Annotated in this window: 16 protein-coding genes; 8 read left to right on the top strand and 8 right to left on the bottom strand. The window is 62.6% G+C overall.

Annotation, left to right across the window (positions count from 1 at the left end; translation table 11 throughout):
• Positions 1-12: 12 nt before the first annotated feature.
• The 3 genes from ENGE1_RS05320 to ENGE1_RS05310 are packed head-to-tail and all read right to left on the bottom strand — an operon-like array spanning position 13 to position 1,588.
• Complete coding sequence (locus ENGE1_RS05320) at positions 13-660, bottom strand: sugar dehydrogenase complex small subunit (RefSeq protein ID WP_043084020.1); 648 nt, start codon at positions 658-660, stop codon at positions 13-15.
• Between the two features lie 15 nt (positions 661-675).
• Entirely contained in the window at positions 676-1,152 is a 477-nt protein-coding gene (locus tag ENGE1_RS05315; RefSeq protein WP_043084021.1) for a GlcG/HbpS family heme-binding protein, read from the bottom strand.
• Positions 1,153-1,180: 28 nt separating this feature from the next.
• Positions 1,181-1,588, bottom strand: a complete 408-nt coding sequence (locus ENGE1_RS05310) for a DoxX family protein (RefSeq protein WP_043084022.1) — start codon at positions 1,586-1,588, stop codon at positions 1,181-1,183.
• Between the two features lie 466 nt (positions 1,589-2,054).
• On the opposite strand from ENGE1_RS05310, the gene ENGE1_RS05305 reads away from it, so the two are divergent.
• From ENGE1_RS05305 to ENGE1_RS05295, 3 genes are read left to right on the top strand one after another with little or no spacing between them, the layout of a single operon-like run.
• Positions 2,055-3,032 carry a hydroxyacid dehydrogenase gene (locus ENGE1_RS05305; RefSeq protein ID WP_048252694.1) on the top strand — a complete coding sequence of 326 codons (978 nt, stop codon included), beginning with the start codon at positions 2,055-2,057 and terminating at the stop codon, positions 3,030-3,032.
• A 3-nt stretch (positions 3,033-3,035) separates the two neighbouring features.
• Positions 3,036-3,728 (top strand): RraA family protein, encoded by a 693-nt coding sequence (locus tag ENGE1_RS05300; RefSeq protein ID WP_043084024.1) that lies wholly within the window; start codon positions 3,036-3,038, stop codon positions 3,726-3,728.
• A gap of 54 nt (positions 3,729-3,782) precedes the next feature.
• On the top strand, positions 3,783-5,243 hold the full coding sequence (locus ENGE1_RS05295; protein WP_053075549.1) for an MFS transporter: 1,461 nt from the start codon (positions 3,783-3,785) through the stop codon (positions 5,241-5,243).
• Between the two features lie 8 nt (positions 5,244-5,251).
• Here ENGE1_RS05295 and ENGE1_RS05290 read toward each other — a convergent pair whose 3' ends face one another.
• A complete protein-coding gene (locus tag ENGE1_RS05290; protein ID WP_023285956.1) occupies positions 5,252-6,139 on the bottom strand; it encodes a LysR family transcriptional regulator in 888 nt (295 codons plus the stop codon).
• A gap of 125 nt (positions 6,140-6,264) precedes the next feature.
• Here ENGE1_RS05290 and ENGE1_RS05285 point away from each other — a divergent pair, with 125 nt between their 5' ends.
• The 3 genes from ENGE1_RS05285 (at position 6,265) to ENGE1_RS05275 (ending at position 10,254) form a co-directional block, all read left to right on the top strand.
• Positions 6,265-7,395: an L-dopachrome tautomerase-related protein gene (locus ENGE1_RS05285; RefSeq protein WP_043084029.1), complete on the top strand. Its 1,131-nt coding sequence runs from the start codon at positions 6,265-6,267 to the stop codon at positions 7,393-7,395.
• 103 nt (positions 7,396-7,498) lie between these two features.
• Positions 7,499-8,794, top strand: coding sequence for a CitMHS family transporter (locus tag ENGE1_RS05280; protein WP_048252693.1), 1,296 nt, complete (start codon positions 7,499-7,501; stop codon positions 8,792-8,794).
• Positions 8,795-8,988: 194 nt separating this feature from the next.
• Positions 8,989-10,254: a glycoside hydrolase family 10 protein gene (locus tag ENGE1_RS05275; protein WP_080964535.1), complete on the top strand. Its 1,266-nt coding sequence runs from the start codon at positions 8,989-8,991 to the stop codon at positions 10,252-10,254.
• Between the two features lie 2 nt (positions 10,255-10,256).
• Here the strand turns inward: ENGE1_RS05275 and oxlT are convergent, their stop codons facing one another.
• Together oxlT and ENGE1_RS05265 are read right to left on the bottom strand one after the other, a co-directional pair.
• Entirely contained in the window at positions 10,257-11,519 is a 1,263-nt protein-coding gene (oxlT, locus tag ENGE1_RS05270) for an oxalate/formate MFS antiporter (RefSeq protein ID WP_048252691.1), read from the bottom strand.
• Positions 11,520-11,663: 144 nt separating this feature from the next.
• Complete coding sequence (locus ENGE1_RS05265) at positions 11,664-12,590, bottom strand: LysR family transcriptional regulator (protein ID WP_048252690.1); 927 nt, start codon at positions 12,588-12,590, stop codon at positions 11,664-11,666.
• 121 nt (positions 12,591-12,711) lie between these two features.
• Between ENGE1_RS05265 and ENGE1_RS05260 the strand changes: the two genes are divergently transcribed.
• Positions 12,712-14,118 carry an MFS transporter gene (locus ENGE1_RS05260; protein WP_048252689.1) on the top strand — a complete coding sequence of 469 codons (1,407 nt, stop codon included), beginning with the start codon at positions 12,712-12,714 and terminating at the stop codon, positions 14,116-14,118.
• On the opposite strand, the gene ENGE1_RS05255 is transcribed toward ENGE1_RS05260, so the two are convergent.
• Positions 14,115-14,693, bottom strand: a complete 579-nt coding sequence (locus tag ENGE1_RS05255; RefSeq protein ID WP_048252687.1) for a nuclear transport factor 2 family protein — start codon at positions 14,691-14,693, stop codon at positions 14,115-14,117. The two genes, ENGE1_RS05260 and ENGE1_RS05255, sit on opposite strands and share 4 nt — an antisense overlap.
• Positions 14,694-14,799: 106 nt before the next feature.
• Here ENGE1_RS05255 and ENGE1_RS05250 point away from each other — a divergent pair, with 106 nt between their 5' ends.
• Complete coding sequence (locus tag ENGE1_RS05250; protein WP_048252686.1) at positions 14,800-15,360, top strand: cupin domain-containing protein; 561 nt, start codon at positions 14,800-14,802, stop codon at positions 15,358-15,360.
• A gap of 15 nt (positions 15,361-15,375) precedes the next feature.
• Here the strand turns inward: ENGE1_RS05250 and ENGE1_RS05245 are convergent, their stop codons facing one another.
• Complete coding sequence (locus ENGE1_RS05245; RefSeq protein WP_043084041.1) at positions 15,376-16,308, bottom strand: Rpn family recombination-promoting nuclease/putative transposase; 933 nt, start codon at positions 16,306-16,308, stop codon at positions 15,376-15,378.
• Positions 16,309-16,321 lie beyond the last annotated feature (13 nt).

The raw sequence follows: 16,321 nt of genomic DNA, 5'->3' as shown, positions 1-16,321 counted from the left end.
TCTTATTTATTGTTATGACGCCGCCAGCATCGCCTGCGCTTCGGCAAGGGTTTTGGCTTTTCCCTGAACCATCAGCAGCCACGGGGCTTCAGGTTCTTTAATCCTGCCCGCGGCCGCCGGCGACTGTTCGCCCCAGGCGCGGATGTTGTCCGGCATTGCCGGAGCGGTAACGCCCGCAGGCACCTCCGCCCAGTAATCGCCCCCGGCGCGGGCGTAGGTTGGACGAATGGTCTGCTCCCGGGTCGGCTCATACATCAGCGCCGAGAGGAAGGTGACAAACTGCGCATCGTCCACCGCTTTGGTGGTTGACGGCGTGCCGGTATAGCCGAGATACCACGGGGAGATGATAGCGAGCGCGGTTTTCACCTCGTCATCATCAAGCTGGCTAACGATCTGCTCCCGATCTTCGCTGTGCAGCGCCTGCAGGCGGGTCATCAGCTGTGCGAGCCGGGCCGGAAACTGCTTGTCCTGCTCGCAGAGCAGCGTCCACAGGCGGGCGGCGATGCCGCTATCCAGCCCGCGACGTCCGGTCAGCAGTTCGCTGGCGCGCAGCAGCTGGGCGGTTTCGCCGTCTGCCGGCGCGGCCAGCAGCGTATGCACCGGCATCGAGAGGATCACCGGGGTCGCCAGCATCATCTGTAAAAAGCGTCTTCTTTCCATGTCTGGCCTCTTGTCTTAGCCGGCGTTAAGAGCCGCGAGCGCGCCGGTGGCGGCTTCTTCATCGACATTGCCATCGGGCGTACTGACGCCAATCGCGCCAATAACCACGCCGTTGACTTTCACCGGCTGGCCGCCCGGGAGCGGTACGACGACAGGGTTACCCAATACGCCAACGTTACCCTCGGCAATTTTTTTCTGAAAACTGGCGGTCGGCGCGCCAAATGCGGCGGCAGCGTGGGCTTTCTTCGGCGCCAGCTCGCTGTTGGCGAGCGTGGCGCCATCAAGCCGGTCAAAAGCGATCGTCTGACCAAAAGCATCCACCACCACCACCACGCCGCCGATCTTGTGGCCGGTGATGATCTGCTCTGCTTTATCGAGCAGCAGGTGGGCCTGTTGATGACTCAGCACGGAGACCTGTCGGGCGGGCTCTGCCGCATGGGCAGCCGTGCCAATCAGCGCGGCGCCGGCAATAAGTGCAGGAATGAGCTTCATGTTTTTTCCTTTGATAAGTTGCGATCAATTAGTGAGAAGCAGGACGCTTTAATTGGCGCTGGAGCCAGTAGTCAATGCTCCATTTCCCGCCACCGTGCACGCACAGAAGGACAAAGCCGGCGGCACACGAGATATTTTTCAGCCAGACCATCAGATGGGCATGGCTGTAGCCCTGATAAAAAAGGAACCCCGCCAGCACCGAGAACACCGCCATAAACAGGGAGGTAAAGCGGGTAAGGAATCCGCAGGCGATAGCCAGCCCGCCGCCGACTTCCAGCAGGATCACCAGCGGCAGGAAAAAACCGGGGACGCCGTTGCTGGCCATCAGATCTAAGTTGCTGCCGTAGTTGAATATTTTGTCAACACCGGAGGTAAAAAACAGGCCAACGGCCATGATGCGTGCGAGGAGAGAGAAGAACGCTTTATTGTTATCCATGATGTAACCATTTTGATATTAAGGTGTTAATGAACCAAAAGGTACACTTCCTGGCTTTACGCATTTTTACATTTCGTGCGAGATAGCACAGGCGTACCGCCAGGGGGACCGCTCAGGCGCCATGCGGCTTGCCGCGCCGCTGCCCCATTTTTCAAAGGGAATCAAAACCTAAAAATATGAAGTGCATCACATTTCGATCGTCTCCGTCAGCCGCCCGATTGCCCGGCGATCGCCCCGCCGCCGATGAAAAGCGCGCTAACCGGCGGCGGGATCCGTGGGTAAACGGGCAGGAAAAGTGAAGCCACTGTTAATTTTTTTCCGCGTCTCGCGGCCTGCTGAGGGCTTATTACAGTTCCGGACCGGGCTGAAATCAATTCACGGCAGGAATTGATTTATAACTTTTCCATAATTTTATTAATCGTTCTCCGCTGCCAGGATAAAGCGGAACTCATTCGGAGAACTGAACATGCCTTACCGCTTTCTCGTTACCACCACCGACCTTGGCCACGGCGGCCGCAAAGCGCTGGCCGAGGCCGGCTGCGAGGTAGATTACCTGGACACCAATAATGATGCCGACGAAGTGGAGCGGCGGATGGCGAGCGTCGCCTATGATGCGGTCATTTCGCGGACGGTGACCCTCAGCGCCCGCGCCATCGCCTCCTGCCCGACGCTGAAAATTATCTGCAAACACGGCGTCGGCGTGACCAATATCGACGTTGAGGCCGCTACCCGGCAGGGCATTCCGGTCCTGACGACGCCCGCCACCAACGCGCAGTCGGTGGCCGAGCTGACCGTGGCGCTGATGCTCAGCTGCGCCCGCCGCCTGCCCTGGTTCCAGCAGGAGGTGGCCGCAGGCCGCTGGACCCGCAGCGGCGACGGCGAGGAGCTGAGCGGTAAAACCCTCGGCCTGGTAGGCTACGGTGAAATCGGCCGCCGGGTGGCGAAGGTGGCGCAGGCGCTTGGCATGAACGTGGCCTTTTTCGATCCGGCCATCGCCGGCGATGCCGATACCGCAGGCGCCCGCCGCTGCGCCAGCCTCGCCGACCTGCTGCCCCGGGCCGACGTGCTCAGCCTGCACTGCCCGGTAAACGATAAAACCCGCGGTATGCTCGACGCCGCGGCGCTGGCGCTGATGCCGGCCGGCGCGGTGCTGATTAACACCGCCCGCGGTGAGCTGGTGGATGAGGGCGCTCTGTTCGCGGCGCTGCAGTCCGGACACCTGCGCGCCGCCGGGCTGGATACCGTCGCCCATGAACCGCTGGCGGCCGATCACCCTTTCCGCCAGCTCTCCAGCGTCATCATCACCCCGCACATCGGCGGTTCGACGCCGCAGGCGCTTGACGCGGTAGCCAGCAGCGCCGCCCGCCAGTGCCTCGAATGGCTGGATAACCACCATCTGCAGATTTCTGCCTGCGTGAACCCGCAGGTGCTTAACCGGAGTTAACTTATGACCATACGAAGCGACTGGCCGATTGGCTATTTTATTGGTGAACGCGGCCCGGATATCGCCCCCGGGCTGCTGGACGCGTACCGTCAGCTGCCTGCGGCCAATATTGGCGACAGCATGGGGCGCAGCGTGGGCGCTCTTGGCCTGCTCCCTTATCACAACGACCCGAATCTGGTGCTCTGCGGTCCGGCGCTGACCGTCAAGGTTCGCCCTGGCGACAACCTGATGATCCATAAAGCGATGGAGATGGCCCGTCCGGGCGATGTGATCGTCATCGATGGCTCGGGCGATCTGACGCAGGCCCTGGTCGGCGGTCTGATGCGCACCACGGCGCAGACCAAAAAAATTGCCGGTTTTGTGATTGACGGCGCGGTGCGGGATATCAACGAGTGGGCCGAAGGCGGCATTGCCATGTGGGCGCGCGGTAACACCCTGCGCGGCCCGTCCAAAGAGGGACCGGGCGAGATCAATACCACGGTGCACTGCGCCGGGATGGTCGTTGCACCGGGCGATCTGATCGTGGCCGATGCCGATGGCGTGCTGGCCATCCCGCACGACGCGCTCGACGTTCTGCTGCCGCGCGTGCAGGCGCATGCTAAACGCGAAGAGAAGATCCGCGCGACCAATGTGGCAGGCACCAGCGACCCGGAACGCTTTAACGCAATTCTGCGCGCTAAAGGATGCCCGCTCTGATTACGTGACGGTGTCACGAAAAAGATATTATAACGACAATTGTGGAGCCCTGCCGTGTTAAAAAAACTGTCGCTGAGCGAATCCCTGCCGCCGCCGATGCACTGGCGTGAAAACTTTACCCCGGAGGAAGGCAAAGCCTTCGGGGCGCAGCTTTCCGCCCGTCTTGAGCGGCTCCCCGCCGCCCGCCCGGTGTGGCTCATCATCTTCGGCCTGGCCCTCGGGGGCTGGTTTGAAATCTATGACGTGTTCCTCACCGCCTATATCGGCCCGGGCATGGTCCGGGAAGGTATTTTTAGCCACGGCAGCCACAATTTTTTCGATCCCACAAGCCTGGGCGCGTTTGTCGCCGCCATGTTTATGGGCGTATTTCTCGGGACGCTGCTGGTCGCCGGTCTGGCTGACCGGCTGGGCAGGCGCAAGGTGTTTGTGATAGCCCTGCTCATCTACGCGGTTTCCAGCGGCATTATGGCTTTTCAGCATCACCCGCACGCGGTGATCTTCTGGCGCATCGTCTCCGGCATCGGCGTAGGGGCCGAGCTGGTGACGATTGATGCCTACGTCTCAGAATTTATCCCGGCCCGCCTGCGGGGGCGCTCCTATGCGTTCGTGCAGGCTATCCAGTATACCGCCATTCCCACTATTGCTTTCCTCTCCTGGCAGCTGGTGCCGCTGGCGCCGCTGGGGATCAGCGGCTGGCGCTGGGTTGTCCTGCTCGGCTGTATCGGCGCCGTGGTGGTGTGGCTTATCCGCATGGGGCTGCCGGAGAGCCCGCGCTGGCTGGTGGAGAAAGGCCGCTATAAGGAAGCCGAAGATATCGTGCGCCGGCTGGAGGCGCGGGTGGCGAAATCGACCGGCGAAGTCCTGCCTCCGGTCAGAGAGGTGGACATCGTACCGGCGGCCGCAGCGCCGGCGGTAAAAAATGAGATGTGGAAGCCGCCCTATCGCCGCCGGACGCTGATGCTGCTGGTGTTTAACTTCTTCCAGTCCATCGGCTATTACGGCTTCGCCAGCTGGATCCCCACGCTGCTGGCCGCCAAAGGGGTGACCTTTACCCACAGCCTGCTCTACTCGTTTTTAATCGCCTTTGCCAGCCCGCTCGGCCCGCTGCTGGCGATGACCATCGCCGACCGCATCGAGCGCAAGTGGCTGGTGAGCGGTTCGGCCCTGGCCATTGCCGTTGTGGGGACGCTCTTTTCCTGGCAATCGGCGCCGGTGATGCTGGTCTCCCTGGGTCTGCTGCTGTCGCTTGCCAGCACCTGCATGACCTTCTCGTACCGCGCCTATCAGGCGGAGCTGTTCCCGACCCGGTTCCGGGCCAAGGCTATCGGGCTGGTCTATTCGGTGAGCCGCATCAGCGGCATGCTGTCGGGCTTCACCATTGCCTGGGTACTGCATGAGATGGGCGTCGGGACGGTGTTCATCGTCATCTCCGCCGCGATGGCGATTGTGGTATTTACCATCGGCGTGTTTGGCCCGCGGACCCTTAACCGCCGCCTGGAGGATATTGCAGGGTGAGCTGGCCGCTACCAGCGCCAGCGCTTCTCCGCCAGTTCCACCAGCAGCCGACTGGCGGGCGAGAGTTCGCTGAGCGAGCGAAACTGCCAGCCGAAGGTGCGCGGCATCACCACCAGCGGCAGCGGGATCTCCGCCAGCCCGCTTTCACTGTCGCCGCTGTTGATGAGGCGCCGGGAGATAAAGGTCAGCAGTTCGCTGCTGGCGACCAGCCGGCGCAGCGGCGACAGGGTATTGCTCTGCATCTGTACCCGCGGCGGCGCATAGCCGCCGCTGTGCAGGCGCCGCTCCAGCCACTGGCGGGTGGCGACCTCAGATGAAGGCAGCAGCCAGCTGTAGCTTGCCAGCTGTTCCGGCGTCGGGTGGATGTTGGTCAGCGGGTGCCGGCGGCTGGCGGCGATGACCACCGGATCGTCAATCAGCGGCCGGGTGACAAACTCCCCGCCGCTCTCCGGCAAGTAGCCCAGAATCAGATCGATTTTATTCTCCCGCAGCAGCTTCTGCAGAAGGTCATTCATGCCGACGGTCACCTCCAGCTGCGCCGTCGGCGCCTTTTGCAGCAGCGCTGCGCTCAATTCCGGCAGCATAAACTCGGCCGCCGTGGCCGCCACGCCCAGCCGCAGCACCCCCGCGGTCCCCTCGCCCAGCGCCCGCAGATCCTGACGCGTCACCTGCATCAGGTGGGTGACTTTTTGAGCGCGTTCACAAAGTAGAAGGCCCGCTTCCGTCAGCTGCATCCCCCGTCCGACCTTCATTATCAGCCGCGTTGCGTAAAACTTCTCCAGCCGCTGAAGGCATTTGGTCAGCGCGGGCTGAGTAATGCCAAGGGATTGTGCCGCCTTACCCAGATGGCCCGTCTCCCTCACCGCCAGTAAGTAGTGCAGATCTTTAAGCTCCATACATTCCCGCCAGGAATTAATTGATAAAAACCAAAGAATATAATTTATTTTCCCGGGATGCCAGGATGTAAATAAGTTAACAACAAAGCAACACTCGGAGTAACATCCGCGCAAAGGAGATAAAAATGAACCATTTGTTTAAAGCGCTGACGCTTGCCTTAGCCCTGGGTACCGCCCTGGAGGCCAGCGCGCAGGACCCGCTTGCGGCCAGTTTACCGACTCAGCAGGATAGCCGCCTGCAGCAGGTGGCGACCTCACCCCGGGTGTGGAACGGCATTACGGTCAGCCAGGATGGCCGCATCTTTGCGTCGCTGACCCAGTCCGAGGGCAGCGGCGTACAGCTGGCTGAAGTTATCAATAATCAGCTCACGCCCTACCCGAACGGCGAGTGGAACCAGTGGCAGGCGCAGGATCCCGAGCATCACTTCTATCACGTAAACGCCCTGCGCATCGGGCCGGACGGCAATCTGTGGGTAATGGACGCCGGCAACAAAGGTATCGGCACCGGCGATAAGGCCGTGCCGGGGGCGGCCAAGCTGGTGAGTATCGATCTGCGGACCGGGAAAGTGGTCAGCAGCTACGTCTTCAAAGCGCCGGTGCTGAAAGAGACCAGCTACCTCGACGACGTGCGCTTCAACGGCGACTTCGCCTATATCACCGATCCGGGCGCCCGGGGGCTGGTGATCCTCAATATGAAAAGCGGCAAAAGCTGGCGCGCGCTGGACGACCATCCGCTGTCGATTGACCACCTGCCCATCTACGCCGACGGGAAGAAACTCTACCTGCGCGACGGCCGCGAGAAGCGCGTAGGCCTCGATCAGCTGGAAGTCTCTCCCGACGGTAAGTGGCTCTATTACCAGGCGATCCCCGGCCCGCTGGCCCGCATCGGGACCCGCTATCTGAATGACCCGTCGCTGCCGGCGGCCGAGGTCGCGAAACATGCGCAGAAGGTTCGCGACACCTGGAGCACGGGCGGTACGGCCATTGATGCTAACGGCAATATCTACGCGTCGGATCTCAATACCCGCAGCATCAAGCGCATTGCGCCGGACGGCAGCGTCACAACGGTGATTCAGGATCCGCGGCTGGTGTGGATCGATGCGATGTGGATTTCAGAGGGCGCGCTGTGGATGCCTTCTGCGCAGATTAACCGCACGCCGGCCACCACCGGAGGAAAACCGTCAACGGTTGAGTATCCGGTGAAGCTCTATCGCCTGCCGCTGCCGGTGTCGCCTTCGCTGCGCGACCACCGCTAGGCCAGCTGCCCTGCCGCTGCGGCAGGGCAAGCCTGAACGGATAAGTGTGCTTTTAAAAAAAATAACGACACCGTTCTTACTCTACCCTACAGGATACCTCATCATGCTGCTGATCCTCAGTGTGCTCATGATCGTTTGCTTTATCGGCTTACTGATGAGCAAAAAACTTTCGGCGATGACCGCGCTGATTCTGATCCCCACGCTTTTTGCCCTGTTCGCAGGTCACGGAACCGACATGGGCGCGATGGTCACCAAAGGTCTGCGTACCGTCGCGCCGACCGGGGTGATGCTGATTTTTGCCATGATCTACTTTATGAGCGTGACCGACGCCGGGATGTTCGATCCCGTCATTAAGCGCATCGTCAGCGCCGTCGGCGGCGATCCGGTGAAAATCTTCATGGGCACCGCGCTGCTGGGCTTCATCGTTGCGCTGGACGGCGATGGCGCCACGGTCTACATGATCGTGCTGGCGGCGTTCATGCCCATCTATGAGCGCATCGGCCTGTCGAAGCTGAGCGTCTGCTGCCTGCTGCTGCAGTGTACCGGACTTGGCAATATGTTCCCCTGGGGCGGCCCGACGGCAAGGGCCGCAGCGGTGGTCCACGCCGACGTGGCGACGCTGTTTGTCCCGATGCTGCTGCCGCTGTTCGCCTGCGTGGTGTGGACCTTTATCATGGCCTGGCTGCTCGGTCGCCGGGAGCGCGCGCGCCTGAACATTCGCGCCGGCGCACCGGCGGCGGCGGGATGGGTTGAGCTTGAGCCGAAGCCGGACGCGGGATGGCGCTTCTGGTTTAACTGGGCGCTGACGGTGGCCCTGATGACGCTGCTGGTGCTGGACGTCATGCCCATGGCTTACCTGTTTATGCTGGCGACGGCCCTGATGTTCGTCGTCAACTATCCGCACCTGAAGCAGCAGCAGGAGCAGCTTACCCGCCACGCGCCCGCGGTGCTGGCGGTCGCAGGACTGATTTTCGCCGCCGCCGTGTTTACCGGCATCTTCTCAGAGACCGGAATGGCTAACCGCCTCGCCACCGCCATCGTCGATATTATTCCCGCCGCGCTGGGGCCCTATCTGGCGCTGATCACCGCCATTATCAGCATTCCGGTGACGTGGATGGTTTCCAACGACGTGTTCTATTTCGGGATGCTTCCGGTGCTGGTTCAGGCCGCGGGCCACTACGGCATCGAGCCGCTGGAGATGGCCCGCGCCGCGCTGGTGGGACAGCCGGTGCATATCCTCAGTCCGCTGGTGGCCTCCACCTACCTGCTGGTGGGGATGCTGAAGGTGGATTATGCCCAGGCCCAGCGCTTCACGCTGCGCTGGTCGTTTATCACCTGCCTGGCCCTGCTGGCGGTTTCTCTGTTGACAGGCTGTTTTCCGTTTTATCGCTATGCTTAAATTCCACTCACCCGCTACGCTTATCATGCGGGTGAGTGCGAAGCGGCCCGCCAGCACCATTGCCCCGGGGCGGGAATAAGCAGAAAATGTTGCCTCCCGGACGGCGACGATAAAAAACGGAGTTTACCATTAAGACCTTCACCCACTCTTTTTTCGCAGCAGGCGCCTATTCTGCCGCGCGCGCTGCAGCGCTAATGGCGGGGGCGCTGCTGCTCATCAGCTGCGCCAGTAAACCGCCGGTTTCGCTGGTCACCCCTTCCGGCCCGGCGAGTCATCCCGGCCAGCCCCGGACGCAGAATGAAGAGGTGCGCGGCGTCTGGCTGACCACCGTATCGCGTCTCGACTGGCCGCCGATCCCCTCGGTGACCATTACCGACGCGGCAACGCGGATTGCGATGCAAAAAAAGGCCCTCACCGATAAGCTGGATAACCTGAAAACGCTGGGCATCAATACCGTATTCTTCCAGGTGAAGCCGGACGGCACCGCCCTGTGGCGCTCGCAGATCCTGCCCTGGTCCGATACGCTGACCGGACACATTGGTCAGGATCCGGGCTACGACCCGCTGCAGTTTATGCTCGACGAGGCCCACCGGCGCGGCATGAAGGTTCACGCCTGGTTTAACCCCTATCGCGTGACCACCAATACCCGCCCTTCAACCGTGGCGGCCCTCAACGCCACCCTGAGACAGCAGCCGCCCAGCGTCTACGTACTGCACCGGGACTGGATCCGCACCGCCAGCGACCGCTTTGTCCTTGACCCCGGCATTCCCGAAGCGCGGGACTGGATCACCAGCATCGTCGCCGAAGTCGTGCAGAACTATCCGGTAGACGGCGTGCAGTTCGACGACTATTTCTATACCGAAACCCGCGATTCTGCGCTTAACGACGCCGCCACGTACCGGCAGTACGGCCAGGGCTTCAGCAGCAAGGCCGACTGGCGGCGCAACAACACCCTGCAGCTGATCGAGCAGGTCTCGCGCACGGTGCACCAGATAAAACCGGACGTGCAGTTTGGCGTCAGCCCCGCCGGCGTGTGGCGCAACCGCTCCCACGATGCGGCCGGATCGGATACCCGGGGCGCCGCCACCTACGATGAGGCCTATGCCGATACCCGCCGCTGGGTGCAGCTCGGGCTGCTTGATTACATCGCGCCGCAGCTCTACTGGCCTTTCGCCCGGGATGCCGCCCGCTACGACGTACTGGCCCGCTGGTGGGCCGACGTGGTGAAGCCGACGCACACCCGGCTCTATATCGGCATGGCGCTGTATAAAATCGGCGAGCCGTCGCGCAGCGAGCCGGACTGGACCGTTGCCGGCGGCGTGCCGGAGCTGAAGAAGCAGCTCGACTTCAACGCCTCGCTGCCGCAGATCCGGGGCACCATCCTGTTTCGCGAAGACTACCTCAACCGCCCGCAGACCCGCCAGGCGGTTGACTACCTGCGCAGCCGCTGGAGAGAATAGCCTCAGCGGGCGTTATTCTGCCGGATGAAGCGCGCCCGCCAGGGTTTGAGCACCAGCAGCGCCAGCCCGGCGGTGAGAAAATCGAGGGTGATGGCGCTGCTAAAGACGGCGGTCCAGCTGTGGCTGTGCTGATAAAGCAGCGCCGCCAGCGGGCCGCCGAAAATGGAGCCGACGCCCTGAGAGATGTACAGCCAGCCGTAGTTGGATGCGGCGTGCTCGCTGCCGAAGGTGTCGGTCAGCGTCGACGGAAACAGCGAAAAAATCTCGCCCCAGCCGAAAAAGACCACCCCCGACAGCAGGACGAACAGCACCGGCGATTCGCGACAGGCCAACCACAGCATCATGGCGACGCCCTCCAGCGCGAAGGCGATGAACATGGTCTTCTCCCGCCCGATGCGGTCAGAGATAAAACCAAACAGCGGGCGCGTCAGGCCATTGGTGAAGCGGTCAATGGTCAGCGCCAGCGGCAGGGCCGCCATGCCGAAGACCACCGCGTTACTGATGCCAAAATCTTCGGCGAAAATCGCCATCTGCGAGGTGACCATCAGCCCGGAGGTGGACATCATCGCCATCATCATAAACATCAGCCAGAACAGCGGCTGGCGCAGCATCTCAGAGGATCGGAACTGGCGGTGGCTCTGGGCCACGCGCGGCGGAACCTGCCGCGCCGCGGCCTCCGGCGGCAGGCTAAGCCCCTGGCTTGCCAGCAGTCCGACGAGGGCAAAAATCACGCCAAACAGCGTCATCGTCTGCGACAGCCCGTAGCTGCTCAGCGAAATGGCGATCGGGAACGTGGTCAGAATCGCGCCCATGCCGTAACCCGCCGCCACCGCGCCGGCGGCAAAGCCGCGGTTGTGCGGAAACCACTTCACCATCAGCCCCACCACGCCAATGTAGACAATCCCGGTACCCAGACCGCCGAGGCAGCCGTAGACCAGATACAGCGCGGCCAGGCCGTTGACCCGGGCGGCCAGCACCCAGCTCAGCCCGGCCATCACCGTACCGAGAGAGATAAGCAGGCGCGGTCCGTACTTCTCCACCAGTCGCCCCTGAAAGGGCGAAAAGAAGGTCTGGAGGATAATCAGCAGCGAAAACGTCACCTGCAGCTCGGGCAGGCCAACGCCGAGCTTCGCGGTGAGCGGCTTTGCCAGCAGCGTCCAGACGTACTGGGGGCTGGAAATAGAGGCCATGCAGACGAGGCCGAGAAACAGCTGCGACCATTTACCGTACTTCACCCTGACTAAGGGTTCTCTCATTACGCTCATTGTTGACTCCCGTCACAGAAATAACCGTCTGTGAAGGGCTAAGCAGTAACTGTGCCAGGATTATTTTACTTTTATTTACAACAACATCGGGACTCAAGGCGGGAAAGGACGCACGGTGATTGTGCAAACGCCCGCTGCGCGGGCTCAGGCGCTGCCTGCCGCGCGGGCAAGCGCCTCCGCGCAGGCGGTCAGCACCCGCTGGCGCAGCCAGCGGTGGCCGGGATCGTTCTCCATGCGCGGGTGCCACATCTGGGAGATGGTGATAACCGGCGTGCGGACCGGCAGTTCGAAGCGGTGAAAGCGCGCCGCCAGCAGCGGGTTTATCAGAAACGACGCCGGCGCCAGGGCAATAAGATCGGTCGCCCCGGCAACGGCCAGCGCGGCCGGAAAGCCCGGCACCACGCTGATTATCCGCCGCTGAAGCCCCATTTCTGCCAGCGCCTCGTCCACCGGTCCGGTCTGCACGCCGCGCCGCGAGGCCGTCACGTGCCCCCAGGCGACGTAGTCCTGAGGCGTTATCGGATCCTGCGTCGCCAGCGGGTGCTCGCGGCGAACGACGCCGACAAAGCGGTCGCGAAATAGCGCCTGCACGCGGATCTCCGGTCCCATGTTGCTCAGAACGCCTATTTCCAGATCGGCCCGCCCTTCTCTCAGGGGCTGGCCGCTTTTCTCAGGCTTGGGGGCAAAGCGCAGGCAGACCTGCGGCGCCCGCGCCGCAATATCGGCAATCAGCGCCGGGCCCAGCGCCTCAACGAAGCCCTCATTGGCGCGCAGCGTGAAGGTTCTTTTTAAGATCTGCAAATCCACCCGCGGCGCGGGGGGAGTGAGGATGTCGACAACCTGGCCAACAGCCTCCCGGGCGCGCGCGCGCACCGACTCCGCATAGGGCGTCAGCACCATATTGCGCCCGGCCCTGACCAGCAGGCCATCGCCGGTTGCCTGCCGCAGGCGGCTCAGGGTGCGGCTCATCGCCGAGGTACTCAGGCCCAGGCGCCTTGCCGCACCCGCTACGCTGGCTTCAGTCAGCAGCGCGTCGAGGGCAATAATCAGGTTGAAGTCAACGTCTTTCATACGTCAAATCCCTTCACAGGTGGCGTCACGCGCAACAATAAAATGCAGATGAGGCGTCTTCCGCAGCGTTTCCCGTCAGCTTATAGTTTCCGCAGCCAATAAAACAGTACCAGGAGTTGTGATGACGCTTTTCTCTGACCGCCCGGGCGATGAGGGTCTGCCGGGCCACCGGCGGGCGCTGGCGATGGCCGCCGTGATGTGCTCAACGCTGATGGCGGTGTTTGACGGGGCGATGATCAATATCGCCCTGCCGCAAATGGCCCATACGCTGCAGGTGAGCGCCGGCGTCGCCGTCTGGTTTGCCAACGGCTATCTGCTCGCCGTCTCCATGCTGCTGATCGCCTTTTCGGCGCTGGCGACCCGCTACGGATTCCGGCCGCTATTTATCTTTGGCCTCAGCCTGTTTACCCTCGCCTCGCTGGGCTGCGCCCTTTCCTCGTCGGCGGAAATGCTGATTGCCATGCGGGTGCTGCAGGGCATCGGCGGCGCGGCGACGCTGAGCATCTCGCCCGCCATTCTGCGCTCAATCTTCCCCAACCGGCTGCTCGGCAGGATCCTCGGCCTCAATGCGCTGCTGATCGCCGCCAGCACCGCCGTCGCCCCGGTGCTGGGCGGCACCCTGCTGTCGGCGTTCGGATGGCAGTGGCTGTTTGCCATCAATATTCTCCCCGGCGCGCTGGCGCTGGTGCTGGCGATTAAAGCCATCCCCAATCAGGCGCAAACCCGCGCGGTCGCCTTCGACGGGCCGGGGGCGCTGCTCTCAGCCCTCGCGCTCGGTTCACTGATTATGGCCGCCACCCGCTTCTCCTCGCCGCACGGCGGCGGAGTCGATACGGAGGCCGGGCTGTGGGGGGCGACGGCGCTGGTCTCCGGCCTGCTGTTCGTGCGCCACATCCGCCGCCGCCGCGATCCGCTGCTGCCGCCGGTTATCTTCACCTCCGCGCGCTTTTCGCTGGCGGCGCTGACCTCGCTGGCGTCGTTTATCGGCCAGGGGATTGCCTTTATCGCCCTGCCGTTTCTGTTCCAGAACGTCTACGGCTACAGCGCCTTCGGCGCCGCGCTGCTGTTCACGCCCTGGCCGCTGGGGATCATGCTGGTGGCGCCGCAGGCCGGTCGGCTGGCGGACAGGTATTCGGCGGCGGCGATCTCAACCGCCGGACTCGCCCTGTTTGCCGCAGGCCTGATGCTGCTGGCGACGCTGCCGGCGCACGCCGGGGTGTGGGATATTGGCCTGCGCAGCCTGGTGTGCGGCCTGGGCTTTGGCTGCTTCCAGAGTCCGAACAACCGGGAGCTGATGGGTAACGTGGCGCGGGAGCACAGCGGCTACGCTTCGGGCGTACTGGCGGTAGTGCGGACCTTCGGCCAGTGCCTCGGGGCGGCGATTGTCGGGATCGCGCTGGCGCTGCTGGCGCACGCCACTGCCCCCGCGCAGGAGGAGCAGGCGGTGCGCCTGAGCCTGTGGATCGCGGTCGCGGCGTCAGCGCTGGCGGTATTGTTCAGCCTCAGCCGCCTGCGCCGCCGCGCTTAGCTCTCCAGCCACGCCGCGTTGCTGCGGCGAATGTCGGCCTCCAGCGGGCTGTTGCGGGTAGCAAACAGCCGCTGCACCGTGTAGCCGCCGCTGTGCAGCAGGTAGCCCAGCGGCGCATAGGCCAGCGGAAACTGGCCGACCACGTGCTGATCGATATCGACAATGCCCGCCGGAAAATCAAAAGAGCCGCAGTCGTACACCACCTGGCGCTGGCAGATTTTCCACTCGCCGTTCACCTTCTGCAGATTGTCGAGGAAGCGGTTGTGAACGGTGGCCCCGAGGCGGATGCTCTCGTTCATGGCGATAATCATGGCGTTGGTCTCGGTTACCGCCCGGCCGCCGTCGGCGCTGAAGGTAATGACCGGCGCGCCGATAAAGTGCTTCGAGGAGATCGCCGATGTGCCCATCTTGCGCGAGGCGGCAATAAACTCGCTGGCCTTGCCTTCAAACCAGGTCACTTCAATGGTGGCATCGGGGGCGAAGATCGCCGCCAGCTTGTCCCACTGGCCGGTATCGCGATAGATCCAGCCGTTAATCAACTCGCCTATGGCGACCTTGTCTTCAGTACGGTTCATCTTGCTGCTCCTTTTTCTGAGCCGCAGATTAGCGGCCTTTTGCCGACGCGGGTAGCCATAAATGGCGCTATGGTCCAGGGTTAATACTTTACGGGAGGATTGAAGTATGACGTCTCACTCACCTGACCGCCGACTTTTTCCTGCTGCCGCCGACGCGGCGGCGGAACACTTTATGCTGACCGCCCACGACTGGGTGCCCAATAACGCCCGCCTGCCGGTGCTGCACTACCGGCAGGCGATAGTCCGGCCCGACGCCGGCCTGGATCTGGCTAGCACCATGGAGCAGCGGTTTAACCGCAACGGCTGGCCGCCGCAGTGGCGCTGGGGCATTTATGATTTTCACCACTACCACACCGAAGGACACGAGGTGCTGGGCGTCTTTGCGGGTCGCGCGCAGGTGATGCTCGGCGGGCCGGGCGGCCGCACGGTGACGCTTGAAAAAGGAGACGTGGTGGTGCTGCCGACCGGCACCGGGCACTGCTGCCTGAGCCATAGCGACGACTTCACGGTGGTCGGCGCCTACCCGCCGGGTGAGCATGCGGACATCAATCGCGCGGCGCCGGATGCCGCCGCACGGCGGCGCATCAGCACAACGCCTTTCCCCGACAGCGATCCGGTGACCGGCGCCGGCGGCCCGCTTACCGCGCTGTGGCGGCGTACGGGATGAGGCAGTTGGCGGCGCTTATCGGCTGATTTGCGCCAGCTCGTCGGGCGTAAGACCTGCGGTTTCAGCAATTAAATTCAGATCGACGCCCTTTTGCAGTAAAGCGCGCGCCAGCTCTAGTTTGCCGCGGCGCTCGCCAAGGGGGATCCCCTGCTGAATGCCCTTCTCAACACCTTTCTGTTCTAACTGTTGTGCGATCGTCATCAGTGCATCCTCATGTTGCGGTACGCGCCGCGCCAGCTGGTGGACAAAGCCCTCGGCATCAGGCGTATCTCCCGCTTGTATAACATAGTTTATCAACGACGCAAGCTGCTGTCCCGTCATGTATTCGCTGCACAGCAGAGTAACCAGCCGGTCCGTCAGTTCGGCCAGATTGCGGCGATGAATGTGCTTTTGCAGCAGCGTCAGCGCCGCCATGCTGCGGTGCTCCATAATTTCATCGTCAGGAATAATCGTGACGTCTACCAGCGGAAACGCCCCCCGGTAAAGCCGTTCCGCGATTTCGGGCCGGTGGAAATCATCCAGCCAGCGGGTGGACCAGGGATAAGGCGTACGCCGGCCGGCATAAAACAGCACCGGTATCACCAGCGGCAGCCTGCTGTGTCCGGCTTCAAGGTGGCGCTGCATCGCCGCAACGGCGTAGCGCAACAGCCTGAAAGCCATATGTCTGTCCGGCGTGGATTGATGCTCAATAAGCACATGGATATAACCATCATCATGATTAACGGTCTTCAGACTGTAGAGCACATCGCTAAAGTAGGGCCGCAGGTTGTCTTCAATAAAACTGCCTGATTCAAGCTTCAGCGTACTGAAATCGCAAAGCGCCTGCAGATCCGCTGGCAGGTGCAGCTGCATAAAGTCGCGCGCCGTGTCGGGATGGGTCAAAAACTGTTTGAAGGTCGAATCGTGAGGGGTGGGGCTTCGCCTGATGTCGTCGCTGTCGTTTTCCATAACGTCCCTGCTC

It is taken from the genome of Pluralibacter gergoviae ATCC 33028 = NBRC 105706 (genome assembly GCF_001598855.1).
In the GTDB taxonomy this organism is placed as follows: Bacteria; Pseudomonadota; Gammaproteobacteria; order Enterobacterales; family Enterobacteriaceae; genus Pluralibacter; species Pluralibacter gergoviae.
The sequence above is the reverse complement of the archived record's forward strand: the minus strand, read 5'-3'. Positions and strand labels throughout refer to the sequence as shown.

Coding starts and splice junctions, on each gene's coding strand:
- ENGE1_RS05320 (WP_043084020.1), bottom strand. CDS start 660: ATGGAAAGAAGACGCTTTTTACAGATGATGCTGGCGACCCCGGTGATC.
- ENGE1_RS05315 (WP_043084021.1), bottom strand. CDS start 1,152: ATGAAGCTCATTCCTGCACTTATTGCCGGCGCCGCGCTGATTGGCACG.
- ENGE1_RS05310 (WP_043084022.1), bottom strand. CDS start 1,588: ATGGATAACAATAAAGCGTTCTTCTCTCTCCTCGCACGCATCATGGCC.
- ENGE1_RS05305 (WP_048252694.1), top strand. CDS start 2,055: ATGCCTTACCGCTTTCTCGTTACCACCACCGACCTTGGCCACGGCGGC.
- ENGE1_RS05300 (WP_043084024.1), top strand. CDS start 3,036: ATGACCATACGAAGCGACTGGCCGATTGGCTATTTTATTGGTGAACGC.
- ENGE1_RS05290 (WP_023285956.1), bottom strand. CDS start 6,139: ATGGAGCTTAAAGATCTGCACTACTTACTGGCGGTGAGGGAGACGGGC.
- ENGE1_RS05285 (WP_043084029.1), top strand. CDS start 6,265: ATGAACCATTTGTTTAAAGCGCTGACGCTTGCCTTAGCCCTGGGTACC.
- ENGE1_RS05280 (WP_048252693.1), top strand. CDS start 7,499: ATGCTGCTGATCCTCAGTGTGCTCATGATCGTTTGCTTTATCGGCTTA.
- ENGE1_RS05275 (WP_080964535.1), top strand. CDS start 8,989: ATGGCGGGGGCGCTGCTGCTCATCAGCTGCGCCAGTAAACCGCCGGTT.
- oxlT (WP_048252691.1), bottom strand. CDS start 11,519: ATGAGCGTAATGAGAGAACCCTTAGTCAGGGTGAAGTACGGTAAATGG.
- ENGE1_RS05265 (WP_048252690.1), bottom strand. CDS start 12,590: ATGAAAGACGTTGACTTCAACCTGATTATTGCCCTCGACGCGCTGCTG.
- ENGE1_RS05260 (WP_048252689.1), top strand. CDS start 12,712: ATGACGCTTTTCTCTGACCGCCCGGGCGATGAGGGTCTGCCGGGCCAC.
- ENGE1_RS05255 (WP_048252687.1), bottom strand. CDS start 14,693: ATGAACCGTACTGAAGACAAGGTCGCCATAGGCGAGTTGATTAACGGC.
- ENGE1_RS05250 (WP_048252686.1), top strand. CDS start 14,800: ATGACGTCTCACTCACCTGACCGCCGACTTTTTCCTGCTGCCGCCGAC.
- ENGE1_RS05245 (WP_043084041.1), bottom strand. CDS start 16,308: ATGGAAAACGACAGCGACGACATCAGGCGAAGCCCCACCCCTCACGAT.